Here is a 21,925-nt window from a genome sequence, read left to right on the forward strand (position 1 = left end):
CCAGCCCGGTCCCTTGACACCCCCTACAGGGACCCGCGACGCTTCAACACATCACACATGGGAGCGCTCCCACCGTACCCGACCCATTCATGCCCCGCACGCTGCCCGACCACGCCCGGCCGGCCACGAGGGCCGGAGAACCGGGCATGTCGGTGCACTAGGAGGACGTCATGCGTACACGTACTCGCTCGTCCCGGATGGCGGTTCTCGCCGCCGTCGCCGCGCTCACCGCCGGAGTCCTGGCCGGTTGCGCCCAGGACAGCGAAGGCCCCTCCGGCAGCGCCACGGGCGGCGGTGGGGACGGCGGCGAGGGGAAGACCACGCTCACGGTGGGGGTCTTCGGGGCCTTCGGCCTGAAGGAGGCCGGGCTCTACGACCAGTACATGAAGCTCCACCCCGACATCGTCATCAAGCAGACGTCCATCGAACGCAACGAGAACTACTACCCGCAGCTGCTCACTCACCTCGGCAGCGGCAGCGGACTCGCCGACATCCAGGCCGTCGAGGTCAACAACATCGCCGAGGTCACCGCCACCCAGGCGGACAAGCTCGTGGACCTCGGCAAGACCGGTGGCGTACGGCAGGACAGCTTCCTGCCGTGGAAGTGGTCGCAGGCCACCAACAAGGACGGCCGCACCATAGGGCTCGGCACCGACATCGGCCCCCAGGGCATCTGCTACCGCAAGGATCTCTTCGCCGCGGCCGGGCTCCCCACCGATCGCGCGTCGGTCGGCGCGCTGTGGGCGGGCGACTGGCGCAAGTATCTGGACGCGGGGAAGAAGTTCAAGGCCAAGGCGCCCAAGGGAACGGCCTTCGTGGACTCGGCGAGCGGCGTCATGGCCGCCATCACCGGCAGCGAGGCGAACCGCTTCTACGACAAGGACGGCAAGGTCGTCTACAAGACCAACCCGGCCGTACGGAACGCGTGGGACATCGCCGCGGAGTTCGCCGGGGCGGGACTGACCGCCAAACTCCAGCAGTTCACACCGGCGTGGGACCAGGGGTACGCGAACGCCGGTTTCGCCACCGTCTCCTGCCCGGCCTGGATGCTCGGCTATATCCAGGACAAGTCCGGCGCCGCGGGCAAGGGCAAGTGGGACGTGGCCGCCGCGCCGAAGCCCAGCAACTGGGGCGGCTCCTTCCTGGTGGTGCCCGAGGCGGGCAAGCACAAGAAGGAGGCGGCCGAGCTCGTCGCCTGGCTGACCGCGCCGGAACAGCAGGCCACGTTCTTCGCGAAGCGCGGCAGCTTCCCCAGCTCCCAGGCGGCGTACGCGCTGCCCGCCGTGTCCGGCGCCAAGCACGAGTACTTCGACAACGCCCCCATCGGAGAGATCTTCTCCGCCGCCGCCCAGGGCGTACCGGTCCAGATCGTCGGTCCGAAGGACCTGATCATCGCCCAGAACCTGGCCGACATCGGCATGCTCCAGGTCGACCAGAAGGGCACATCCTCCAAGGACGGCTGGGACGCGGCCGTCAAGGCGATCGACAACGCACTGGACCAGTGACCGATGGCAAGCAGTGACGCCCCCGCCGTCCCGGAGACAGGTGTCGGGGACACGGCGCCCGTCTCCGGGTGGCGGGAACAGCGAGGGGACGGGGAGCGGGACGACCGGCGCCGGGAGCGGCGCAGCCGCTGGTACCGCCGCGACGTGCGGTGGAGCCCGTACGCCTTCATCGCCCCGTTCTTCGTCTTCTTCCTGGCCTTCGGCCTCTTCCCGCTCCTCTACACCGGCTGGGCCTCGCTCCACCGGGTGGAACTGACCGCGCCCACCGACATGGAGTGGGTGGGGCTACGGAACTTCTCCCGGCTGCTGAGCGACGACTTCTTCTGGAACGCGCTGAAGAACACCCTCACCATCGGGGTGCTGTCGACCGTTCCGCAGCTGCTGATCGCGCTGGGGATCGCGCATCTGCTCAACTACCGGCTGCGCGGCTCGATGTTCTTCCGGGTCGCGGTGCTCACTCCGTACGCCACTTCGGTGGCGGCGGCGACGCTTGTCTTCGTCCTTCTCTTCGGTCGCGACTACGGAATGATCAACTGGGTGCTCGGACTGATCGGTATCGATCCGGTCGACTGGCAGAACGGCACCTGGACCTCACAGCTCGCGGTGTCCACGATCGTCATCTGGCGCTGGACCGGCTACAACGCGCTGATCTATCTGGCGGCGATGCAGGCCATCCCGGACGATCTGTACGAGTCGGCGGCGCTGGACGGGGCGTCGCGGTGGCAGCAGTTCCTCCATGTGACCGTCCCTTCGCTGCGGCCGACGATCCTGTTCACCTGTGTGGTCTCGACGATCGGCGCGACCCAGCTCTTCGGCGAGCCGCTGCTGTTCAACGGCGGCGCGGGCGCGACGGGCGGGGCGGATCACCAGTTCCAGACGCTCGGGCTGTATCTGTACGAGCAGGGCTGGGTGAATCTGCATCTCGGCCGGGCCTCGGCGATCGCCTGGACGATGTTCCTGATCCTGCTGGTCATCGGCGCGGTGAACTGGATCATCGCCCGCCGTCTCCGCAAGAGCGCGTAGGGGAGAGAGATGGCGACGACGACTTCACGGACCGGCGACATGACGGGCGACACCACCCGTCGCCCGACCGGTGATACGACCGGTGACACCACCCGCGGCGGAAACAGGAAGGGCGCGGGGCGGCACCTCCACGGCGGGCGGATCACCCACGCCGTACTGATCCTCTTCACCGCCGGCTCGCTCTTTCCCCTGGTGTGGACGGCGATCGCGGCCTCCCGCAACAACACCCGGCTCGCCCAGACCCCACCGCCCTTCTGGTTCGGCGGAAACCTCTTCAAGAACCTCGAAATCGCCTGGACCGACGCCAACATGGGCACGGCACTGCTCAATACGACGATCGTCGCCGGGGCGATCGCGGCGGGCACGGTGCTCTTCTCCACGCTCGCCGGTTTCGCCTTCGCCAAGCTGCGCTTCCGGTTGAAGAATCTGCTTCTGCTGCTGGTGATAGCCACGATGATGGTGCCGCCGCAGCTCAGTGTCGTACCGCTGTACATGCTGATCGCCGAGCTGTCCTGGACCGATCAGCTCCAGTCCGTCATCCTGCCCACCCTGGTCAGCGCGTTCGGGGTGTTCTTCATGCGGCAGTACCTGACGGGGGCGCTGCCCACCGAGCTGATCGAGGCGGCCCGGGTGGACGGCGCGAGCAGCTGGCGGGTGGTGTGGCATGTGGTCTTCCCGGCCGCGCGGCCCGCGATGGCCGTGCTCGGGATGCTGACCTTCGTGATGGCCTGGAACGACTTCTTCTGGCCCATCATCGCGCTGACCCAGAACGGCAACCCCACGGTGCAGGTGGCGCTGACCGGGCTCGGCCGCGGCTATATCCCCGATCAGTCGGTGATCATGGCCGGCGCGCTGCTGGGCACCCTGCCGCTGCTGATCGCCTTCGTGATCTTCGGCAGACATATCGTCGGCGGCATCATGCAGGGCGCGGTCAAGGGCTGACGGCCCATACGGCCGGTCCTCGTGGGGCCGGTCCACGTACGGCCGGCCTCGCGGGGCCGTGCCCCGACGGCCGGTCCACGTACGGCCGGCCTCGTGGGGCCCGTACCCCTACGGCCGGTCCTCGTGGGGCCCGTGCCCCTTGTCCCTCACATCCTTCCTCACTCCTTTCCCTCATCCCTACGGTCAACGGGAGCCGCATCATGTCCGACACCTTTCCGCCCGGGTTCCTGTGGGGCACCGCCACCGCCGCGTACCAGATCGAGGGCGCGGCCCAGGAAAACGGCCGTACGCCCTCCATCTGGGACACCTTCAGCCATACCCCGGGCAAGGTTGCCCGGGGGGAGACCGGCGATATCGCCGTCGACCACTTCCACCGCAGGGCCGAGGACGTCCGGATGATGGCGGACCTCGGCGTGAACGCGTACCGCTTCTCGGTCTCCTGGCCGCGCGTCCAGCCCACCGGCCGCGGCCCGGCCATACAGCGCGGTCTCGACTTCTACCGCGGACTGGTCGACGATCTGCTCGCCCATGGCATCGAGCCCGTCCTGACGCTCTACCACTGGGACCTGCCACAGGAGTTGGAGGCCGCGGGCGGCTGGCCCGAGCGCGAGACGGCGCACCGCTTCGCGGAGTACGCGCGAACCGTCGCCGAGGCGCTCGGCGACCGGGTGAGGCGCTGGACGACCCTCAACGAGCCCTGGTGCAGCGCCTTTCTGGGCTACGGATCCGGGGTGCACGCCCCCGGCCGTACGGACCCGGTGGCCGCCCTGCGCGCCGCGCACCATCTCAACCTGGGCCATGGCCTCGCGGCCCAGGCCCTGCGCTCCGTACTCCCGGCGAGCGGCCAGGTCTCGGTCAGCCTCAATCCGGCGGCGGTCCGGGCCCGTACGCAGTCGCCCGAGGACCGGGACGCGCGCCGCCGTATCGACGCCCTGGCGAACCGGGTCTTCACCGGCCCGATGCTGACCGGCGCGTACCCCGAGGATCTCCTCGCGGACACCGCGCGGCTGACCGACTGGGCGTTCGTCCGCGCCGGCGACGAGGCCCTGTGCAGGCAGCCGCTGGACTCGCTGGGCATCAACTACTACCAGCCCTCGGTGGTCTCCGCCGAGAGCGACCAGGACGCCGGCCGAGGGAGCCGTCAGGACGGCCATGGCGCGAGCGAGTACTCGCCCTGGCCCGGCGCGGAATCCGTCGTCTTCCACCAGCCGCCCGGTGAACTGACCGAGATGGGCTGGTCGGTGGATCCGAGCGGGCTGTACGACCTGCTGCTGCGCTATACGCGCGAGGCGCCGGGGCTGCCCCTGATGATCACCGAGAACGGCGCGGCGTACGCCGACAAGCCGGACGCCGACGGCGCGGTCCACGACCCGGACCGGATCCGCTATCTGCACGGCCATCTCTCGGCGGTACAGCGTGCGATCGCCGACGGCGCCGATGTGCGCGGCTACTTCCTCTGGTCGCTGATGGACAACTTCGAGTGGTCGTACGGCTATGGCAAGCGCTTCGGCGCGGTCCATGTGGACTACGAGACGCAGCGCCGTACGCCGAAGTCGAGCGCGCGGTGGTATGCCCGGCTGGCCGGTACGGGGGTGCTGCCGGAGGTGCCCATCGGCTGACGCCGGTCGAGCGGGGGGGTGCGCGCCCCGGCCGGGGTGGGGGGTTGTGTTCCGGCCGGAGCGCGCGGTGTGGGTGCGGGTGCTGACACCAGCACGCTAGCCGCCCCGCTCCCGACGGAGGACCCATTCCGGGCAGGGGCCGCTGTTCTTAGGGCGCGCTTAAGGGGCGCATCGGAAGCCGTTAAAGGTCCGGACTCGCGCGGCGTCCGCGGCGCCTCAGCCGGTGGCCCCGGCGCGGCCCGTCCGCGGCACGCCATCCGTCGAGGCCGATCCAGATCCGTACCTCGGTACCGCCGAGCACCGAGCGTCCGATCCGTACGTCGCCCCCCGTCGACTCGGCCACCCTGCGCACGATGTCCAGACCGAGCCCGGTCGAGCCCTCCCGGCCGCCGCTGTTGCCCCGGGCGAGTGCGGCCTCCGGGTCGGCGATTCCGGGGCCCGCGTCCGAGACGAGGACGATCACGGCGTCCTCCCCGTTGTGCACATCGACGGAGAAGGCCGTGCCCTCCGGGGTGTGGCGGAAGACATTGCCGAGCAACGCGTCGAGGGCGGCGGCCAGTTCGGCGCGGACGACCGGGATGCGTACGGGACGGCCGATGCCCGCGACCCGCGCCGTACGGCCCTCGTCCTCCGCCAGCGCCGACCAGAAGTCCATCCGCTCTCTGACGACTTCCGAGACATCGCACCCGCCGGCCGGGCCCGCGGCCACCGTCTGCGGTTTGGCCTCACGGGCGGTACGGATGATCGTGTCGACCTCGCGCTCCAGCTGCGCGACGGCGGCCCTGGTCTGGTCGGCGGCCGGTCCCTCGCCCAGGGACGCGGCGTTGAGGCGCAGTACGGTGAGCGGGGTGCGCAGCCGGTGCGAGAGATCCGCCGCGAGTTCCCGCTCGTTGGCGAGGAGCCCGACGACCTGGTCGGCCATGGAGTTGAAGGCGATCGCGGCGGACCGCAGCTCCGCGGGACCCTCCTCCGGGACGCGCGCGCCGAGTTTTCCCTCGCCCAGCGCGTGCGCGGCGCCCGCGAGCCGCTGGGCGGGCTCGACCATCCGCACGCCGAGCCGGTCGGCGACGGCGACGGACCCGACGATCAGCGCGAGCCCCACGCCCGCGAGCACCAGCCAGGCGGTGGTGACGCCCTTGGAGACCTCGTTCTGCGGAACGTAGATCTCGACGATCGCGATCTGGCCGGAGCCGAGGGCGGTCGGCTGGAGCAGTGCGGACCCGCCCCCGACCTCGGCGATGGCCGCGCGGGGGATGCGCTGGACGGTCGCCAGATCCTTCTCGGCGGCCCGGCCGCGCCCGATGTCCAGCCGGCCGGACGCCGGCCCCGGGGCGGCCGGGACATGCACGGCCATCCGCCCCTCGGCACCGGCGTTGGTGGAGGCGATGGCCCGCTCAAGCTGCGCGCGGTCGGTGGTGATGGAGAGGGTGGGGGCGATGGCGGCGGCCTGCCGCTCGGCGTTGGAGAACGCGCGGTCCCTGGCCATCTCCTTGATGACCAGTCCGAGCGGGACGGCGAAGGCCACGACGACCATGACCGTCACGGCCACGGCCACCTTCACCAGGGCCCATCTCATACGGGCGGCTCGGACACGGACACCTCGGGGACGGGCGGCACGGGCGGCTCCAGCTTCACCCCGACGCCCCGCAGCGTGTGCAGATAGTGCGGCCTGGCCGCCGTCTCACCGAGTTTCCTTCGCAGCCACGAGAGATGGACGTCGATGGTCTGATCGTCGCCGTACGACTGCTGCCACACCTCCGCGAGCAGTTCCTTGCGTGACACGACCACCCCGGGGCGCCCGGCGAGGAACGTCAGCAGGTCGAACTCTCGCCGGGTCAGATCCAGCCGTGCCCCGTCCAACTCGGCCTGGCGGCGCAGCGGATCGATCGAGAGGCCGCCGACCCGGATGACGCGCGGCGGTGTGGCCTCACCGGCGCCGGCGCGCGAACGGCGCAGTACGGCCGCCATCCTGGCCGCCAGATGCTCCACCGAGAACGGCTTGGTGAGGTAGTCGTCGGCGCCGTCGTTGAGCAGCCGTACGATCTCCGCCTCGTCGTCCCGCGCGGTGGCGATGATCACCGGTACGTCGGTGATGCCCCGCAGCATCTTCAGCGCCTCCGCGCCGTCCAGATCGGGCAGACCGAGGTCGAGAATAACCACGTCGAACCGGAAATGGGCCACCTCGCGCAGCGCCTCCAGAGCCGTGCCGACGCTCCGCACGGTGTGGGAGGCCTCGGTCAAGTGCCTGATGAGGGCGGAGCGTACGAACTGGTCGTCCTCGACCACGAGCACACTGGGCATGGGCGGCACCGTACGCCATCCGGGCCGTGCGGGAGGGCCGGTCGGCGCGGGTCGGGCCGGGCCGGCCGTGGCCGGTGTCCCTTCCCGGCGCTCACGGGACAGCCGTGGCACGGGTGGTGCAGTATGGCCCGGATGCGTAGGGGACTCGTACACACCCTGGCGTGGTCGCTCGCCACGGGCGCGGCGGTCACGCTGTCGTGGTGGGGCGTTCACTCGGTCATGGCGGGAACCGCGTACGACCCGCCGCGCGCGCTTCCGCTGCCCGTGGACAGCGCCACGGAACAGGGCGCGAGCCCCCAGGCGTCGTCCACCTGGCGTCCCCCGAGCCCGTCCGCGCGGCCACCCTCCTCGCCGACGGCGACACCGAGCCGCAGCGGGCGGCCCTCATCGCGTCCACCGGCCGAGAAGACGCAGGACACGGGCGGGAACGCGGCCGGGAACGCGGACGCGGACAGGGGTGCGGGGGCGGGCGCGGAGAGCGAACCGTCCGGCTCCTCCGGTGAGGTGAAGAGCTATACGGTCGACGGCGGCCGGGTTGTCTTCGACATCCACGGCGCCTCGGCCGAACTGGTCTCGGCCACGCCCGACAGCGGCTGGCAGATGCAGGTGTGGACCCAACCGACCTGGATCCGGGTCACGTTCACCCGGGACGGCCGGGAGGTGTCGGTGTTCTGCACCTGGAACGGCCATCCGCCGATGGTCCAGTTCGACGACCGCTGAGCCCGCTCTTCGGCCTCCGGTACACAGGGCGAGCGGGAACCCGTGCTAGTCGAACGCGTCGGACGGGGGCGGCGGTGACGCCTTGGCGCTCGCGTCGGTCACCACGGCGGCGCCGCCGGTGAAGTCGGCCAGCTCCCGGCCGTGTTCCACCCGCCCCGGATGCGGATCGCTCGCGACCCGCCGGGTCAGCTCGGCGACGGGCAGTTCACGGTCGGAGGCGAGCAGTACGGCGTTCCCGAAGCGGCGGCCCCGGAACACCGCCGGATCGGCGGCGAGCGCGAGCCGCCCGAAGGCGGTGGCGGCGGTGGCGATCTGGCCGCGCAGATGCGCCAGCGGCGGACCGTCCGCGAGATTGGCCGCGTAATGGCCGTCCGCCTTCAGGACGCGGCGTACGTCGCTCAGGAACTCGACGCTGGTCAGATGCGCCGGTGTACGGGCGCCGTCGAACACATCGGCGATCACCAGATCCGCCCAGCCGTCCGGCACTTTCGCGAGCCCGGCCCGCGCGTCGGCGGTACGGACACGGATACGGGCGTTCGGGTCCAGCGGAAGGTGCGCGCGTACGAAGTGGACGAGGGGACCGTCCACTTCGACGATCTGCTGGGTGGAGCGGAGGCGCGTGGCCGCGATGTAGCGGGCGAGCGTGAAGGCCCCGCCGCCGAGGTGCACGACATACAGCGGCCGGCCGGCGGGCGCCACGAGATCCGCGACATGGCCGAGCCTGCGCTGATACGCGAAGGAGAGACGCGTGGGGTCGTCGAGATCGACATGGGACTGCGGGGCCCCGTCGATCAGCAACGACCAGGCCCGCGCCCGCTCCCGGTCGGGGACCAGCTCGGCGCGACCGCCGTCGACGTCATCGGCCAGGACCGCACTGGGCGCCCGGCGCTTGTTCTTTGCCACGGCTCTATTTTGAGGCTCGGTTCGCCTCCGGGGCGCGCGCACCCCGGGGGCGGGGTCCGGGGCAGGTGTCCGGGGCAGGTGCCTGGCGGGCTATCTACATCGGTCGGCGGCCTCAAGGAGCCGCGCCGCCTCGCCCAGCGCCTCCCTCAGCAGCGCCGGATCCGTGACCGGGCCCGTCGTGTCGGGGTGGAGCAGCCAGTCCGAGCCGATGACCGGCGGTTCGGCGGGGAGACGGAGACCTCGGCCGTTCGTCTGCGTACAGGCGCTGCCCGGCATGTCCCAGCCCGCGGCCGTGCCCGGCGGGACCAGAAAGCCGAGGATGTCGCACGGGCCGTCGTGGAACACCGGCCCCACCTTGGGAGTGGCGCCCCCCCGGCGCAGGATGTCCACCGCTTCGAGCCCCTGCCGGGCCGGCACCGTCACCAGGTCACAGGGCTCCCCGGCATCGTCCCGGGAACGCCCGCCGCACTCCTGGCCGGGCATGCGCCGGGCAGTCGTCCGCGAGCCACCACTGGTGTCCATACCGACCTCCACGTTGAGCGTCTCCCGCGTCGTTCAACGTATTCCGGCGTCAACGGCTACGGCGGCGCACCGTCGAAAAAGATGGCAGTTCATGGCAGATCATGGGCGAGAAATCCGGTTTGTAGGCAAACTCTATGTGTCACCATCGTCACAGCCGGTACGTTCTGCCCGTCGGAACAACCGGAGTTGGGCCCCGCGCCACACCGCACCGCACGCTCCGGGTGACCCGCGGGCACCAACGGCTGTACCAGGAGAGGGCTCGGCCATGGCGTCGTCTCGGGCAGTTCCCAACCTCGCCTTCCGCCGGCTGCGCGCGCGGCGCTCGCCGGGGGAGTTCGCGGCCGCCGTGCGCAGGGCCGCGCGGGAGATCGGTGAACAAGTCGCCTGTGACGCACGTTATATCGGACGGGTGGAGGCGGGCGAGATCCGCTGCCCCAACTACGCGTACGAACGGGTCTTTCTGCATATGTTCCCCGGGCTGACCCTGGAGGACCTCGGTTTCTCTCCGCGTGAGCATGTACGCGGCAGAGCCGCGCGGGCCACGATCACCACCGTCACGGGCCGGGGGGACGCCATCAACGGCCGGAGCGACAGCGGCAGTCCCGGCGAGACCGGCGATACCAGCGATACCGGCGAGGAGAGCGACGTGCTGCGTCGCGCGTTCATGACGAGCGGCCCCGTCACGGTGGTGGCCGCCTCTCTCGGTCTCGGCGGTACGGCCGTCGCGGCCGTCCCCACGCCGCGGCGGACAGCGCGGCTGGTCGGCGACGCCGAGGTGATGGCCGTCGAGGCGGCCGTACGGCGGATCCGGCTGCTGGACGACCGGCACGGCGCCGACGGGATCTACCGGCAGGCCGCCCAGCCGCTGCGCGCCGCGTACGCGCTGCTCGACTCCGGAACGCCCGCTCGCCAGTCCACCGCCGACCGGCTCTACGCGGGCGCCGGTGAGCTGTCGATCTCGGTGGGCTGGCTCGCCCATGACTCCGGACGCTTCGACGACGCGCGCTCGCACTACGCGGAGGCGCTGGCGACGGCGCGGATGGCGAACGATCCGGAGGTGGAGGCGCACGCCTTCGCCAACACCTCGTTCCTGGCGAAGGATTCGGGCCGGTACCGGGAAGCGGTAAGGACCGCGCAGGCCGGCCGGCGCGCCGCCAGGCATCTGGCCTCGCCACGGCTGCTGTCCCTGCTCGCCCTGCGCGAGGCGGCCGGCTGGGCCAAGCTCGGCGACCGTACGGACTGCGAGCAGTCGCTGTCCCGGGCCCATCGCCTCTTCGACCGGGGCCCCTCGGACGCCGACCCCGAGTGGATGTCCTTCTTCGGTGAGCCCGAGCTGGAGTCACAAGTGGCGCTGTGCCACGCCGCGTTGGGCGACTGGTCGCGCGCGGCCCGGCACGCCCATCGCGCGACCGCGCTCCAGAATCCGCACTTCGCCCGGAATCTCGCGCTCTACCGGGTGGAGCTGGCCACGGACCTGGCCCGCGCCGGCGCGCCGGACGAGGCGGCGGCGGCCGGCCATCAGGTGCTCGATCTGCTGGACGTCGTCCAGTCGTCCCGTATCCATACGAGACTCGCGGCCACCGCGCGGGTACTGCTGCCGCAGCGGCGGCTCCCGGAGGTGGGTGCCTTCCTGGACCGCCACGCCTCGACGAGCAGCCGGGCCTGAGGGCACGGCCCCCCAGCGGTCCGGGGTCAGCGCGTGAGATGCGCTGTGTCGTTCCAGATCTGGATCGCGGGCAGGCCGTACGCCCAGCTCAGCAATGACAACGAGGTCGGATCGAGCCGGATGCGCGCCGCGAACGAGATGTCCTCGCCCAGCCAGCGCGCGCCGATCGTGCGCAGGATGTGCCCGTGGCCGAAGATCAGGACGTCGCGGTCCGCCTCGCGCGCCCAGGCGACGACCTCGTCGGCGCGGGCCGAGACCTGCTCCAGGGTCTCGCCGTCCGGGACACCGTCGCGCCAGATGAACCAGTCGGGACGGTCCGCCTTGATCTGCGCCGGGGTCATGCCCTCGTACGCGCCGTAGTCGAACTCCATCAGCGCGTCCCACTCCTCGGCCCGGTCGCCGAAACCGGCCAGTGCGCAGGTCTCGGCGGCGCGCGCCAGCGGGCTGGTGCGTATCTCCACGCCGGGCAGCCCCGACCAGGGCGCCTGGTGGAGGCGTTCGCCCAGCAGCTTCGCGCCGCGCCGGCCCTCGTCGTGCAGCGGGATGTCCGTCCTGCCCGTGTGTTGGCCGGACAGCGACCAGGCTGTCTGACCGTGCCTGGCGAGCAGGATGCGCGGTGCCATGAAGATGCTCCCTGGGGTTCACAACTGGTGCTGTTCCATCATCGCGCACCTGAACGGAGGGCGACGTCCAGGGGCAACCTCCCGGAAGATCCCCGCGTCCCTCCCTCCGTCAGGGAGTGATGTTGTCGAACATTATTCCGGAGGTGCACCCGGTCGAAGGACTCAATCGCATACACCGTACGGTGAACGTCGGCCGACAACCGCATGAAAATATGATGGAGATCGTCCGGATGCCGTACAGCGCCAGCGCCCCGCCGCAGAGCCCTGTCCCCCGGGCCCGGCCCCGCTGGTGGACCGAGCTGACGCTGCTCGTCCTGGTCTACGCGGCGTACTCCCTGGGCCGGCTGCTCGCGCGGGGCGACCTGTCGACCGCCGTCGACCACGGCCTCGCGATCCTCCGAGTGGAGAAAGCGCTCTTCCTCAACGCCGAGCACCCGCTCAACCGACTCTTCACCAGCACCCCGGCCCTCGGCATACCCGCCGACTTCGCCTATGCCTCGCTGCACTACCTCGTCACCCCGGCCGTCCTCGTCTGGCTCTTCCGCCGTCGCCCCGCCCGCTACCGGGCCGCCCGTACCTGGCTGATGCTCTCCACCGTCCTCGGCCTGGCCGGCTTCACGCTTCTGCCCACCTGCCCGCCCCGGCTGCTGGAGGCCGGGTACGGCTTCGTCGACACCATGGCGCAGTACAGCGGGTACGGATGGTGGGGCGACGAGGCGAGCGCGCCGCGCGGTCTCGGCGGGATGACCAACCAGTACGCGGCGATGCCCAGCCTCCATGTCGGCTGGGCCCTGTGGTGCGGGGTGCTGCTGTGGCGGCACAACCGTAACCCGCTGGTGAAATGGGTGGGCGTCGGCTATCCGCTGTTCATCACCGTGGTGGTGATGGGGACCGCGAACCACTACTTCCTGGACGCGGTCGCGGGCGCGGCGGTGATGGGCGTCGGGGCGCTGCTGACCCGGCCGGCGCTGCGCGCGGCCGAGCGCGTACGGGGCGCGGCGAGGGCACGCTCCGAGCGGCCGCCGGAGCCGTCCGCGATGTCACCCGCCGGCTCTCCCTCAGTCCCCTCGGTCCCCGCGTCGTCGCGTACCCCACCCCGTAAAGACCCGATTGTCAGCGGCGGATGCGAGACTTCCGCGGGTGAGCGATTCCCTGGGCAGCGGACCCGCAGCAGCACCTCCGGTACCACCCCCGGCACCACCTCCGCGGACGACACTCCGGCGACGGCTCGCTGAGCTGCGCGGCCCCGCCGTCGCGCCGCATCCGCTCGACGCCCGCGCGCTGGCCGCCCTCGCCGCCAACCCCGGCTGCCGACGGCGCGCCCTGCTGGACGGCGCCGGGGTCGACAAGGCGGCGCTCGCGTCGGCGCTCGGCTCGCCCGCCCCGTTCGGCCAGTCGCAGTTCGCGTTCATGCGCGGCAACGCCTTCGAGGCCAAGGTCAAGGCCGACGGCGGTACGGAGCTGATGCGGCTGCTGTCCGAACGGCTCGGCGGAGAGTCACCCCCGCCCGCCCCCGACGACGTCCTCGTCCCCGATCTGTCCGCGGCCGGTCCCGAGGGCCGTACGGCCCGTACGGCGCTGGCCCTGCGCGAGGCCACGGAGGCGCGGGCGTGGGCACTGCTCGACCATCCGCTGCTGGCCCTTGAGGTGGCGGGCTCCCCCGCGTATCTGGAGCCGGACGCGGTGGTGGTGCGTCCGGACGGCCGGTGGACGGTCGTGGAGATCAAGTCCTTCCCGATGATCGACGGTTCGGCGGACGCGGCGAAGGTGGGTGCGGCGGCGCGGCAGGCCGCGGTGTATGTGCTGGCGCTGGAGCGGGTCGCCCTCCACACGGCGGGCGCGGAGGTGGCCGACCGCGTTCTGCTGGTCTGTCCCAAGGATTTCTCCAACCTGCCGGCCGCGTCGGTCGTGGACGTACGCAAGCAGCTGTCGGTGACGCGCCGTCAACTGGCCAGGCTGACCCGGATCGAGGACATCGCGGCCGGGCTGCCCGAGGGCACCACCTTCGATCTGGACCACTGTTCGGGCGAGGAGCTCAACGCCGCGGTCGAATCGGTCTCGGCGGCCTACGCGCCCGAGTGCCTGTCCGCGTGCGAACTGGCCTTCCACTGCCGCCGCCGGGCCCGCGCGCAGGGCGCGGTGGAGGCGCTGGGCCGCGGTGTACGGGGCGAGTTGGGCGGGCTGACCACGGTCGGCGCGGTGCTGGCGGCGGCGCACGGCGGGGCGGGCGACCCGGCGGACCCGACGGTCGTCGCCCTGCGCAGGGCGGCGGCGCTGCGGACGGAGGCGCTGGCGGCGGCGTCCGGCGCCTCCCGTGAAGCGGCCGATGGCGCGGCCGAGGGAGCCGGGTCGGCCATGGTGGCCACGGACGAGGCGGTCGCATGTCGCTGATCAACACGCTCGCGCGGCTGGAGGCCATGGAGAGCGGACGGGCCCGGCCGCTGGCCACGGTCCGGCACCGCAGGATCTCGGACGAACCACTGGTGCTCGTACCGCTCACCACGGCGGGCGAGGCCGGTGCGCCGCTCGGCGCGCTGGTCGGGACGGACCGGGACGCGCCCCGGCTGCTGACCGTCGCGCAGCCGCGCGACCGCGATCTGCGGTTCGCGTTCCTCGGCGAGCTGGCCGAGGCGGTGCTGCCGTATCTCGACGCGTACGCCGAGGTGATCGAGCCCGCCGAGCGCAATGAGACGGACCCGGAGACCGGAAAGCGGGTCAAGGTGGAGGCCGAGCTGTGCGTGGACGCGCCGCAGTTGATCGTGCCGAGTCGGCCGGGCATCGACTTCGTACGGCTGCTGGGTCGGTCGATGCGGTTCCGGCGTACGGCCGAGGACGATCCGGACGCCCCGTATCCCGCGCCGCCGCGTGTGCCGTTGCTCGGCCGCTGGCTGACGCACTACGGCGAGCGCGCCCGGGTGCCGGGGTCCTCGCTGCTGCTGGCGGCGACCGATCTGCTGAACCGTCACTGGGCGACCGGGCAGTCCAGCCTGGAGGACCAGCATCTCGGCGCCCTGCTCTCCTGGATCGATCCGCCGGAAGATCTCTCGGGTGCCGAGGCGGCGCTCCGGGCCGAGCTGGACCGGGACCGCGGCGGCCAGCTGCGCTGTCCTCCGGCGGGACCCGCCACCGACCCGGCGTTCGACAACAGACTGCTGGCGCCCGCCATCGAGCGGTACGACCGGGCGCGCCAGGCGCTCGCCGCGGCGGAGGACGGGCCGGGCGCGGAGGAGCAGTTGGCCCGGCTGACGGCGGCGGAGCGGGAGATCCGCGAGCTCCTCGCGGGCGTCATGCGTCCGACCTGGGACGCGGTGTGGCACGGCCTCGACCTGCTGCGGGCGCTGCCGGAGGGGGAGCGCGTCACCGAGCGCTGGACACGCGACCGCTGGTCGTTCACCGGCCATCGCGACCGGGTGCGCGCCGGGGAGCCGCCGCAGCCACGGCGGGACGACGCGGTGACGGCGGCGCAGAAGCTCGCCTCGCGCGAGACGGCGCAGGCGCGGCTGGAGGCCCAGGAGGCGCTGGACGATCCGCTGGTGTTCGCGGGGCGCAGGCTGTCCGGCGAGGCCTTCCTGAGCGAGGTGACGGAGGTGGTGATGGCGTACAGCGAGAGCAAGCGGCCGAGCCCGCGCCCGCTGGTCACCGTCCGCACCGACGACCGGCCGCAGCTGGAGGCGGGTACGAAGGTGTTCCGCTCGCTGGACGGCAAGCCGCAGTCGGCCGAGTTCGTACGGTCGTCCACGGACGACGCCCGCAGCGCCGACCGGGCCGACGGCTCGGACAGCTCCGACAGCTCCGACAGCTCCGACAGCTCCGACAGCTCCGACAGCTCCGACAGTGTGCTGGTGCTGCGGCTGACCGACCGGATGGGCCGCGGCAAGGAGCCCGCTCCCGGTTCCGTGCCGGAGAAGGGCGACCGGATCGCCTGGACGCTCTTCGAGCACGATCAGCGCGGTGGCCCCAAATTGCCGGATCCGGAGGAGACGCCGTGGACCCACGGCGGACCCCCGGGGGCGGAGGACACGCCCCTGGCCCCGACCCTGCCCGAGGCTCCGGACCCGATCACCGAGGAGGACTTCCTGTGACGGACACCGCCGCGTCGGTCCCCGCCACTTCGGACGGCGCCACCGACACCGCGACCGGCCGGGCGGCCTTCGACCCGGGCGCCGCGGCCGAGCGCGCCACCGACGCGATCCTGCGCGACACGCTGCACGGCACCCATCGCGGTGTGGTGGTCGACTCGCCGCCCGGCGCGGGCAAGTCGACGCTCGTGGTCCGGGCCGCTCGGGAACTGGCCGCGGCCGGGCGGCCGTTGATGGTCGTCGCACAGACCAACGCACAGGTGGACGACCTGGTCGCGCGGCTCGCCGAGAAGGATCCCGAGCTGCCGGTCGGCCGGCTGCACAGCAACGACCCCGATCCGTACGACAAGGCCCTGGACGCGTTGCCGAATGTCCGCAAGTCTGCGAAGGCGGCGGATCTGGCAGGGCTCGATGTGGTGATCTCGACGGCGGCGAAGTGGGCGCATGTGCAGGGCGTCGAGCCCTGGCGGCACGCCATCGTGGACGAGGCGTACCAAATGCGTTCGGACGCGCTGCTCGCCGTCGCCGGGCTCTTCGAACGCGCCCTGTTCGTCGGCGACCCCGGCCAGCTGGACCCGTTCAGCGTGGTGGGCGCCGACCAGTGGGCGGGGCTGTCGTACGACCCGTCCGCGAGCGCGGTCTCCACGCTCCTCGCGCACAACCCCGAGCTGCCCCAGCACCGGCTGCCCGTGTCATGGCGGCTCCCGGCGTCCGCGGCGCCGCTCGTGTCGGCCGCGTTCTATCCGTACACCCCGTTCCGCAGCGGTACGGGCCATGGCGACCGGGGGCTCGCGTTCGGGGTGCCATCCGACGGCTCGGGCCCCGACCGGGTGCTCGACGAGGCGGCCGAGTCCGGCTGGGGCCTGCTGGAGCTGCCCGCCCGGCGTACGCCCCGTACGGACCCGGAGGCCGTCCGGGCCGTCGCGCTGGTCGTGCGCCGGCTGCTGGACCGCGGCGGCGCGGCCACCAGCGAGCGCTCCCCCGATCCGGTGCCGGTCACGGCCGACCGGATCGCGGTCGGCACCGCCCACCGCGACCAGGCGGCGGCGGTCCGCGCGGCCCTCGCGGAGCTGGGGGTGAGCGGGGTGGCCGTGGACACCGCGAACCGCCTCCAGGGCCGTGAGTTCGATGTCACGGTGGTGCTCCACCCGCTCTCCGGCCGACCGGACGCCACCGCGTTCCACCTGGAGACGGGCCGACTGTGCGTCCTGGCCTCCCGGCACCGGCACGCCTGCGTCGTGGTCTGCCGCGCGGGCGTGGCGGAACTACTGGACGAGCACCCGTCGACGGAGCCGGTCCAGCTGGGAGTGACGGTGAAGTTCCCTGACGGCTGGGAAGCGAACCACTCGGTCCTGGCCCGGCTCTCGGAACACCGGGTGAGCTGGCAGCCCTGACATCAAGGGCCGCACCGCTGGAATTTGGGGCTGCCCACGCGGTCGCGAAGCCGACGTCCGCCGTGTCGTTGCTGGCCTGTACGCACTCTTGACGCTGAAAGCCGCCCGGGGTCAGGGTCGTGCAACCAGGCGCAACGCGCTCGACAGCGGAGGTTGTCATGGCACTACGGTTCGTCGGTAAAGATCCAGAGTCCGGGGATCACGGCTCTCCGGCCGTGTGGGTCGATGAGGAGACGAAGGATCTCCTCTTCCAGGGATGGAAGGCGGACAAGGGGACCATGGGCGAAAGCTCATTGGATGTTCCGATCCCCGACCACGAAGCAGTGATCCGGGTACCGAAGCGGATGATCCCGCTTCTCAGGGAGGCACTTGATGTCGCAGAGCTTGACTAGCTTTGCTGATCTGCTCCGGGCGGCCGAGAGGTCAGCGGTCCATCTGGAGATGCGCGACGCCTACGGCGTGGAGAATGAGATCGAAGGGTTCGCGGCGTGGCGGGAGGGGCACCGCCTCAACCCCGACGACCGCAAGTCGTGGTGGCGACCATGGCTCGACCTCGTACAGGAGGTCACGGGTAAGGGCGTGGTGATGCGCCGCGCACGGATCGTCTCCGAACCCGTCAGTGACTACATCCGCTTTGAGCACTCGGGAACATTCACGAACGTTGCTGCGGGCGAGCAGATCCGTTGGCTGCCTCGGCGGCATGCGTCAGACCTGGCCCTGCCTGGAAATGACTTCTGGCTGTTCGACGGCCGGTTGGTCCAGTTCAATGTTTTTGATGGCGTCGGGCGGTGGGTCCACACCGACCAGACCGAACAACCTGCCGTAGTACAGCTCTGCCACTCGGCATTCGAGGCAGTCTGGGAGCGCGCTGTCCCGCACGAGAAGTACGGCGTCTGACGCAGGCCGGCCGGTCCATGTCCTCGTCCCCACTCTCCAGTGCCCAAACGGCACGCGCCGCTGTAGCGACTCGCTTGCAAAGCATCATGAAGGACGCCGGGCTTACGGGACACGAGCTGGCCACCCGGTGCGGCTGGCACAAGTCCAAGTCCTCACGGATCGCCCGCGGGAAGACTCCGCCCTCCGACGCCGATATCCGGGCCTGGTGCACGGCCTGTGGCGCTGAGGATCAGATCGCCGACCTGATCGCGGCCTCACGCAACGCTGAATCCATGTACGTGGAGTGGCGGCAGATCCACCGCGACGGAATGCGCCGGGTCCACGAACAGACAGTGCCCCTTTATCAACGGACCCGCCACTTCCGCGTCTACGCCTCGAACCTCGTTCCCGGCATGCTCCAGACGGCCGAGTACGCAACGGGCCTGCTGCGCTCCATCACTGACTTCCAGGGCACCCCGGATGACGTTTCGGACGCCGTACAGGCCAGACTGGACCGTTCTCGTGTTGTGCGGGAGGGTGACCACCGTTTCGCGTTGCTGCTTGAAGAAGCGGTTCTCTACTACCGCGTCAGTGATGAAACGGCCATGGCGGGCCAACTCTGCTACCTGCTGTCCGCGATGGCTCAGCCAAACGTCTCGCTCGGAGTGATCCCCTTCGGCGCCCGCCGTACGGTCTGGCCGCTGGAAGCGTTCTATGCATTCGATGACGCTCAAGTGGCTGTGGAGACCTTGACGGCAGAGATCAATGTGACGGCCCCAGGCGAAATCCACACGTACCTCAGAGCCTTTGGGCAACTGTCGAGAATCGCTGTACGAGGCCCTGAAGCCCGCGCCTGCATCACGAAGGCAATCGACTCGCTCGGATGAATCCGTGCAACCGCGCGCAACAACGTGGACCGTCAACTCCCTTCCTTCGTAACGTCACTGGCATCTGATCCGCCATGTCATGGACAGCGACAGGAAGTGAGGCAGAGATGGGCAAGAAGGGCGGGAACCACTCCGGCAAGCCGGACACCTCCAGCAGCGACGGCCACCGCGACAAGCCGCCGGGCCCGACCAAGCCGTACGAGCCGCCGAAGAAGTGAGGCCGAATGACGACGCAGCACCGGCTGGTGAAGACGCTCAAGAGCAAAGGTGTTCTGCCTCCTGAGTGGCAGGACGCCGTGACCTCGGTGGATCGCGCGCTGTTCATCCCCGAGGTCATCGAAAATGGGGACTTCACCACCGATCCTGAGAGCTGGTTGCGGGCGGTCTACTCGGACGCGCCTGTCGTGACTCAGGTCAATGACGGCAAGCCGACGCCCGAAGGTGCATTCAGGCTCTTCACATCGTCCTCCTCCATGCCGTCGATCATGCTCGAAATGCTGAGCCTGCTCGATGTGCGGGAAGGGCAACGGGTACTGGAGATCGGTACCGGGACCGGTTACAACGCCGCCTGGTTGTCACACCGGTTGGGCGAGAACAACGTGACCACGGTGGAGGTGGACGAGGCGGTGTTGTCCACAGCCGTGGAGAACCTGAAGCGGGCGGGATTCCACCCGACGGCGATTCTGGGAAACGGTCGTGAGGGGCACCGCGGGTGCGCGCCGTACGACCGCGTGATCTGCACCTGCGCCATACGGGATGTCCCGTCGGCATGGTTGGAGCAATGCCCCCGTGGGCGCATCGTCACTCCCTGGGGCAGCAGCTTCTTCAGCGGCTCATACGCCACGCTGGACGTGGTCGACGGTAAGGCCCAAGGGCGGTTCTCCGGTTACCCGGCCTTCATGTGGGACCGCACCCAGCGAGCCGGGGCCGGTCGCGTCGCAGACATGTACCACCAGGAGAACGGGGAGAAGAGCACCACCGACATCCCACCGCAGAACGTCATCCAGGACGACCCCGCGTTCTTCACAGGGCTGAGCGTCACGGACGCGTGGTACCGGTGGTGCGACGCGGACGACGGCAGCGGGGAGGCCACCTTGTGGTTCTTCGCCGACGACCGGAAGTCGTGGGCCACCGTCGACTACGTACCGGACGCGGAGACGTACGAGGTGGAGCAGTACGGGCCCCGTGCGCTGTGGGACGAGGTCCGGAAGGAGTTCCTTGGTTGGCATGATCTGGGGAAGCCGGAACGGTCCCGGTTCGGTCTGACGGTTGACGGTGACGGGCAGCGGGTGTGGCTGGATGCTCCGCAGGGCGTCATCGGAACCGGACGGCGCCTTGGCCGTGGCACCGATCACGGCCGACCAGGGCCCTGAAACAGGGCGCCATTCGAGGCCCCCTTGCGCCGGGCGGGACAATGGACGGTGGCCGAGAGGCCGGACACGCACGAGCAGGAGGAGAACCGATGCCGGATCCCGAGCGGAGCGAGCGGCGGCTGCGGCCGGCGCCGCTGCTCTTCGAGCCCTCGCAGGCGGTCGCCGACCCCGAGCACTTCTTCGACCTCGAATCCATCGAGGACCCCGCCGATCTGCTGGCCAGGGCCACGGAGCTGACTCTCGCGTTCCGGGCGGCGACCGACCGGGCCGTCGAGTTCCAGGCGATCGCCGCCGCGCAGCTCGCGGATCCCCGCCGGTTCGACCGGCTGACGACGGCGGACATCGCGCTGCGCGCGCAGTGGACCGAGGACTATGCGAAGAAGATGGTCGAGTTCGGCCGGGACCTGCTGAGCGGCGAGGGCATAGCGAGCCAGTGACTACCGCGCGGGGCGGGCGAAGCCTACGGGCGGAGTGAAACCGGCGGGCCGGGTGGGGCAGGTGAGTAACCCGTGTGGCATATGCGGTGCGCAGGTTACGCCTCCCCGCGCCACCCTGTCCCGTCTTTCGCGAACTCTCGGGAACGGGTTCATTACTCCCGGTAGATCTGACTGCCATGAGCGTATGGCTACGAGACGAATCCCCGCTGAGCCCCGGAATGAGCGACGACGAACGCCGCACCGACATCTTCGGCCTTCTCCATGACGAGGGCCGCCATCACACCGCGCGGGTCACCTCCGCCGGCGCGGAGTGGCTCGCCTCCGCCGGACCGTACTCCCGCTCCACGCTCTCCCTCTGGAACGCCCGTCCGACCGCTCCCGCGGTGCTGCCCTGCGGCTCCGCCTTCGATGTGGTGAACGCCCCCGCGATCTTCGGCCGGCGCATGCTGGACCGGCTCTGGTCCGACGGTCCCGGCTCGGGGCCGGTCGCCGTGTATCGCGGCCGTACGCTCCTGTTCGCCGCGCCGGGCACCGCCCAGCGGCTGCCGTCCCTGCTCTCCTGGGAGGAGTGGGGCGGCTCGGGGCCAGACGGGCAGGAGGCGGCACCGCCGCCGCTGCTCTGCCACGGCGCCGGTGACGCGGTGACCGTACCGCCGCTGACGCCGGGATCCGCGTCGGGGCCGCGCTGGCTGGTCGCGCCCGACACCCGCCACCCCTGGCTGCCGGGGCCCGATGTGCTGCTCTGGGCGTGCGTACGGGCGGCCCGCGACCAGACGGCGTCCGCGACCGGCTCCGTACCGCGCCCCAGGACGGCGCCGCGACCGTCGGCGGAAGCGGTTGCCCGGCTGCCCCGGCCGCGCTCCTGACCACGGGAAACGCCATCCAAACGGGTTCGCGTCTATCGATTTTTCTTCGCGCCGATCCGGGTGCTAAGGTCTACGACGTCAGCAGGCGCCGCTAGCTCAGTTGGTTAGAGCAGCTGACTCTTAATCAGCGGGTCCGGGGTTCGAGTCCCTGGCGGCGCACAGACATGAAGGAGCCCCTTGCTCACGCGA

Annotated in this window: 21 protein-coding genes and 1 tRNA gene; 17 read left to right on the plus strand and 5 right to left on the minus strand. The window is 70.9% G+C overall.

All coding sequences use genetic code 11. From position 1 onward, the window contains the following. The first annotated feature begins 170 nt into the window (after nt 1–170). The 4 genes from M1203_RS11870 (at nt 171) to M1203_RS11885 (ending at nt 5,089) form a co-directional block, all read left to right on the plus strand. On the plus strand, nt 171–1,505 hold the full coding sequence (locus M1203_RS11870) for an ABC transporter substrate-binding protein (protein WP_249949552.1): 1,335 nt from the start codon (nt 171–173) through the stop codon (nt 1,503–1,505). Nucleotides 1,506–1,508: 3 nt separating this feature from the next. Beyond that, complete coding sequence (locus M1203_RS11875; RefSeq protein WP_249949553.1) at nt 1,509–2,528, plus strand: carbohydrate ABC transporter permease; 1,020 nt, start codon at nt 1,509–1,511, stop codon at nt 2,526–2,528. 9 nt (nt 2,529–2,537) lie between these two features. Further along, nucleotides 2,538–3,470 carry a carbohydrate ABC transporter permease gene (locus M1203_RS11880; protein ID WP_249949554.1) on the plus strand — a complete coding sequence of 311 codons (933 nt, stop codon included), beginning with the start codon at nt 2,538–2,540 and terminating at the stop codon, nt 3,468–3,470. A gap of 200 nt (nt 3,471–3,670) precedes the next feature. Next, nucleotides 3,671–5,089 (plus strand): GH1 family beta-glucosidase, encoded by a 1,419-nt coding sequence (locus M1203_RS11885; protein WP_249949555.1) that lies wholly within the window; start codon nt 3,671–3,673, stop codon nt 5,087–5,089. 181 nt (nt 5,090–5,270) lie between these two features. On the opposite strand, the gene M1203_RS11890 is transcribed toward M1203_RS11885, so the two are convergent. Then, a complete protein-coding gene (locus M1203_RS11890; RefSeq protein ID WP_249949556.1) occupies nt 5,271–6,665 on the minus strand; it encodes a HAMP domain-containing sensor histidine kinase in 1,395 nt (464 codons plus the stop codon). Beyond that, on the minus strand, nt 6,662–7,390 hold the full coding sequence (locus M1203_RS11895) for a response regulator transcription factor (RefSeq protein WP_249949557.1): 729 nt from the start codon (nt 7,388–7,390) through the stop codon (nt 6,662–6,664). The genes M1203_RS11890 and M1203_RS11895 overlap by 4 nt, the downstream gene beginning before the upstream one ends. Nucleotides 7,391–7,522: 132 nt before the next feature. Between M1203_RS11895 and M1203_RS11900 the strand changes: the two genes are divergently transcribed. Next, the gene (locus M1203_RS11900; protein ID WP_249949558.1) at nt 7,523–8,110 is read left to right on the plus strand and encodes a hypothetical protein; all 588 of its coding nucleotides are present in this window, start codon (nt 7,523–7,525) and stop codon (nt 8,108–8,110) included. 45 nt (nt 8,111–8,155) lie between these two features. Here the strand turns inward: M1203_RS11900 and M1203_RS11905 are convergent, their stop codons facing one another. Both M1203_RS11905 and M1203_RS11910 read right to left on the minus strand, forming a co-directional pair. Beyond that, nucleotides 8,156–9,013: a fused MFS/spermidine synthase gene (locus M1203_RS11905; RefSeq protein WP_249949559.1), complete on the minus strand. Its 858-nt coding sequence runs from the start codon at nt 9,011–9,013 to the stop codon at nt 8,156–8,158. A gap of 90 nt (nt 9,014–9,103) precedes the next feature. Next, on the minus strand, nt 9,104–9,496 hold the full coding sequence (locus tag M1203_RS11910) for a hypothetical protein (protein WP_249949628.1): 393 nt from the start codon (nt 9,494–9,496) through the stop codon (nt 9,104–9,106). Nucleotides 9,497–9,800: 304 nt separating this feature from the next. Between M1203_RS11910 and M1203_RS11915 the strand changes: the two genes are divergently transcribed. Then, the gene (locus tag M1203_RS11915) at nt 9,801–11,201 is read left to right on the plus strand and encodes a tetratricopeptide repeat protein (protein ID WP_249949560.1); all 1,401 of its coding nucleotides are present in this window, start codon (nt 9,801–9,803) and stop codon (nt 11,199–11,201) included. Between the two features lie 26 nt (nt 11,202–11,227). On the opposite strand, the gene M1203_RS11920 is transcribed toward M1203_RS11915, so the two are convergent. Beyond that, entirely contained in the window at nt 11,228–11,824 is a 597-nt protein-coding gene (locus M1203_RS11920; protein ID WP_249949561.1) for a histidine phosphatase family protein, read from the minus strand. A 230-nt stretch (nt 11,825–12,054) separates the two neighbouring features. Here M1203_RS11920 and M1203_RS11925 point away from each other — a divergent pair, with 230 nt between their 5' ends. The 11 genes from M1203_RS11925 to M1203_RS11975 all read left to right on the plus strand — a co-directional run bounded on the left by M1203_RS11925 (nt 12,055) and on the right by M1203_RS11975 (nt 21,895). Continuing rightward, nucleotides 12,055–13,059 carry a phosphatase PAP2 family protein gene (locus tag M1203_RS11925; RefSeq protein ID WP_249949562.1) on the plus strand — a complete coding sequence of 335 codons (1,005 nt, stop codon included), beginning with the start codon at nt 12,055–12,057 and terminating at the stop codon, nt 13,057–13,059. Next, the gene (locus M1203_RS11930) at nt 12,965–14,215 is read left to right on the plus strand and encodes a hypothetical protein (RefSeq protein WP_249949563.1); all 1,251 of its coding nucleotides are present in this window, start codon (nt 12,965–12,967) and stop codon (nt 14,213–14,215) included. The genes M1203_RS11925 and M1203_RS11930 overlap by 95 nt, the downstream gene beginning before the upstream one ends. After that, entirely contained in the window at nt 14,206–15,906 is a 1,701-nt protein-coding gene (locus tag M1203_RS11935; protein ID WP_249949564.1) for a hypothetical protein, read from the plus strand. The genes M1203_RS11930 and M1203_RS11935 overlap by 10 nt, the downstream gene beginning before the upstream one ends. Nucleotides 15,907–16,013: 107 nt before the next feature. Continuing rightward, the gene (locus tag M1203_RS11940; RefSeq protein ID WP_249949629.1) at nt 16,014–17,297 is read left to right on the plus strand and encodes an AAA domain-containing protein; all 1,284 of its coding nucleotides are present in this window, start codon (nt 16,014–16,016) and stop codon (nt 17,295–17,297) included. A gap of 158 nt (nt 17,298–17,455) precedes the next feature. Beyond that, nucleotides 17,456–17,689, plus strand: a complete 234-nt coding sequence (locus M1203_RS11945) for a hypothetical protein (RefSeq protein ID WP_249949565.1) — start codon at nt 17,456–17,458, stop codon at nt 17,687–17,689. Beyond that, a complete protein-coding gene (locus M1203_RS11950; protein ID WP_249949566.1) occupies nt 17,670–18,194 on the plus strand; it encodes a DUF6879 family protein in 525 nt (174 codons plus the stop codon). Before M1203_RS11945 ends, M1203_RS11950 begins: the two co-directional genes overlap by 20 nt. A gap of 17 nt (nt 18,195–18,211) precedes the next feature. After that, nucleotides 18,212–19,060, plus strand: coding sequence for a helix-turn-helix transcriptional regulator (locus tag M1203_RS11955; RefSeq protein WP_249949567.1), 849 nt, complete (start codon nt 18,212–18,214; stop codon nt 19,058–19,060). Between the two features lie 224 nt (nt 19,061–19,284). Beyond that, nucleotides 19,285–20,433 carry a methyltransferase domain-containing protein gene (locus M1203_RS11960; protein ID WP_249949568.1) on the plus strand — a complete coding sequence of 383 codons (1,149 nt, stop codon included), beginning with the start codon at nt 19,285–19,287 and terminating at the stop codon, nt 20,431–20,433. A gap of 89 nt (nt 20,434–20,522) precedes the next feature. Then, entirely contained in the window at nt 20,523–20,870 is a 348-nt protein-coding gene (locus tag M1203_RS11965) for a hypothetical protein (RefSeq protein ID WP_249949569.1), read from the plus strand. A 176-nt stretch (nt 20,871–21,046) separates the two neighbouring features. Next, nucleotides 21,047–21,736 carry a hypothetical protein gene (locus M1203_RS11970; RefSeq protein ID WP_249949570.1) on the plus strand — a complete coding sequence of 230 codons (690 nt, stop codon included), beginning with the start codon at nt 21,047–21,049 and terminating at the stop codon, nt 21,734–21,736. Between the two features lie 85 nt (nt 21,737–21,821). Continuing rightward, nucleotides 21,822–21,895, plus strand: a tRNA-Lys gene (locus M1203_RS11975). The last annotated feature ends 30 nt before the right edge of the window (nt 21,896–21,925 follow it).

The organism is Streptomyces sp. 35G-GA-8 (assembly GCF_023534745.1).
In the GTDB taxonomy this organism is placed as follows: domain Bacteria; phylum Actinomycetota; class Actinomycetes; order Streptomycetales; family Streptomycetaceae; genus Streptomyces.

What these genes read in the sequence shown, in the direction of transcription:
- M1203_RS11945 (WP_249949565.1), top strand. Translation starts at nt 17,456, where the DNA reads ATGGCACTACGGTTCGTCGGTAAAGATCCAGAGTCCGGGGATCACGGC.
- M1203_RS11880 (WP_249949554.1), top strand. Translation starts at nt 2,538, where the DNA reads ATGGCGACGACGACTTCACGGACCGGCGACATGACGGGCGACACCACC.
- M1203_RS11925 (WP_249949562.1), top strand. Translation starts at nt 12,055, where the DNA reads ATGCCGTACAGCGCCAGCGCCCCGCCGCAGAGCCCTGTCCCCCGGGCC.
- M1203_RS11900 (WP_249949558.1), top strand. Translation starts at nt 7,523, where the DNA reads ATGCGTAGGGGACTCGTACACACCCTGGCGTGGTCGCTCGCCACGGGC.
- M1203_RS11915 (WP_249949560.1), top strand. Translation starts at nt 9,801, where the DNA reads ATGGCGTCGTCTCGGGCAGTTCCCAACCTCGCCTTCCGCCGGCTGCGC.
- M1203_RS11960 (WP_249949568.1), top strand. Translation starts at nt 19,285, where the DNA reads ATGACGACGCAGCACCGGCTGGTGAAGACGCTCAAGAGCAAAGGTGTT.
- M1203_RS11950 (WP_249949566.1), top strand. Translation starts at nt 17,670, where the DNA reads ATGTCGCAGAGCTTGACTAGCTTTGCTGATCTGCTCCGGGCGGCCGAG.
- M1203_RS11910 (WP_249949628.1), bottom strand. Translation starts at nt 9,496, where the DNA reads ATGCCCGGCCAGGAGTGCGGCGGGCGTTCCCGGGACGATGCCGGGGAG.
- M1203_RS11870 (WP_249949552.1), top strand. Translation starts at nt 171, where the DNA reads ATGCGTACACGTACTCGCTCGTCCCGGATGGCGGTTCTCGCCGCCGTC.
- M1203_RS11890 (WP_249949556.1), bottom strand. Translation starts at nt 6,665, where the DNA reads ATGAGATGGGCCCTGGTGAAGGTGGCCGTGGCCGTGACGGTCATGGTC.
- M1203_RS11885 (WP_249949555.1), top strand. Translation starts at nt 3,671, where the DNA reads ATGTCCGACACCTTTCCGCCCGGGTTCCTGTGGGGCACCGCCACCGCC.
- M1203_RS11970 (WP_249949570.1), top strand. Translation starts at nt 21,047, where the DNA reads ATGAGCGTATGGCTACGAGACGAATCCCCGCTGAGCCCCGGAATGAGC.
- M1203_RS11955 (WP_249949567.1), top strand. Translation starts at nt 18,212, where the DNA reads ATGTCCTCGTCCCCACTCTCCAGTGCCCAAACGGCACGCGCCGCTGTA.
- M1203_RS11965 (WP_249949569.1), top strand. Translation starts at nt 20,523, where the DNA reads ATGCCGGATCCCGAGCGGAGCGAGCGGCGGCTGCGGCCGGCGCCGCTG.
- M1203_RS11935 (WP_249949564.1), top strand. Translation starts at nt 14,206, where the DNA reads ATGTCGCTGATCAACACGCTCGCGCGGCTGGAGGCCATGGAGAGCGGA.
- M1203_RS11895 (WP_249949557.1), bottom strand. Translation starts at nt 7,390, where the DNA reads ATGCCCAGTGTGCTCGTGGTCGAGGACGACCAGTTCGTACGCTCCGCC.
- M1203_RS11875 (WP_249949553.1), top strand. Translation starts at nt 1,509, where the DNA reads ATGGCAAGCAGTGACGCCCCCGCCGTCCCGGAGACAGGTGTCGGGGAC.
- M1203_RS11920 (WP_249949561.1), bottom strand. Translation starts at nt 11,824, where the DNA reads ATGGCACCGCGCATCCTGCTCGCCAGGCACGGTCAGACAGCCTGGTCG.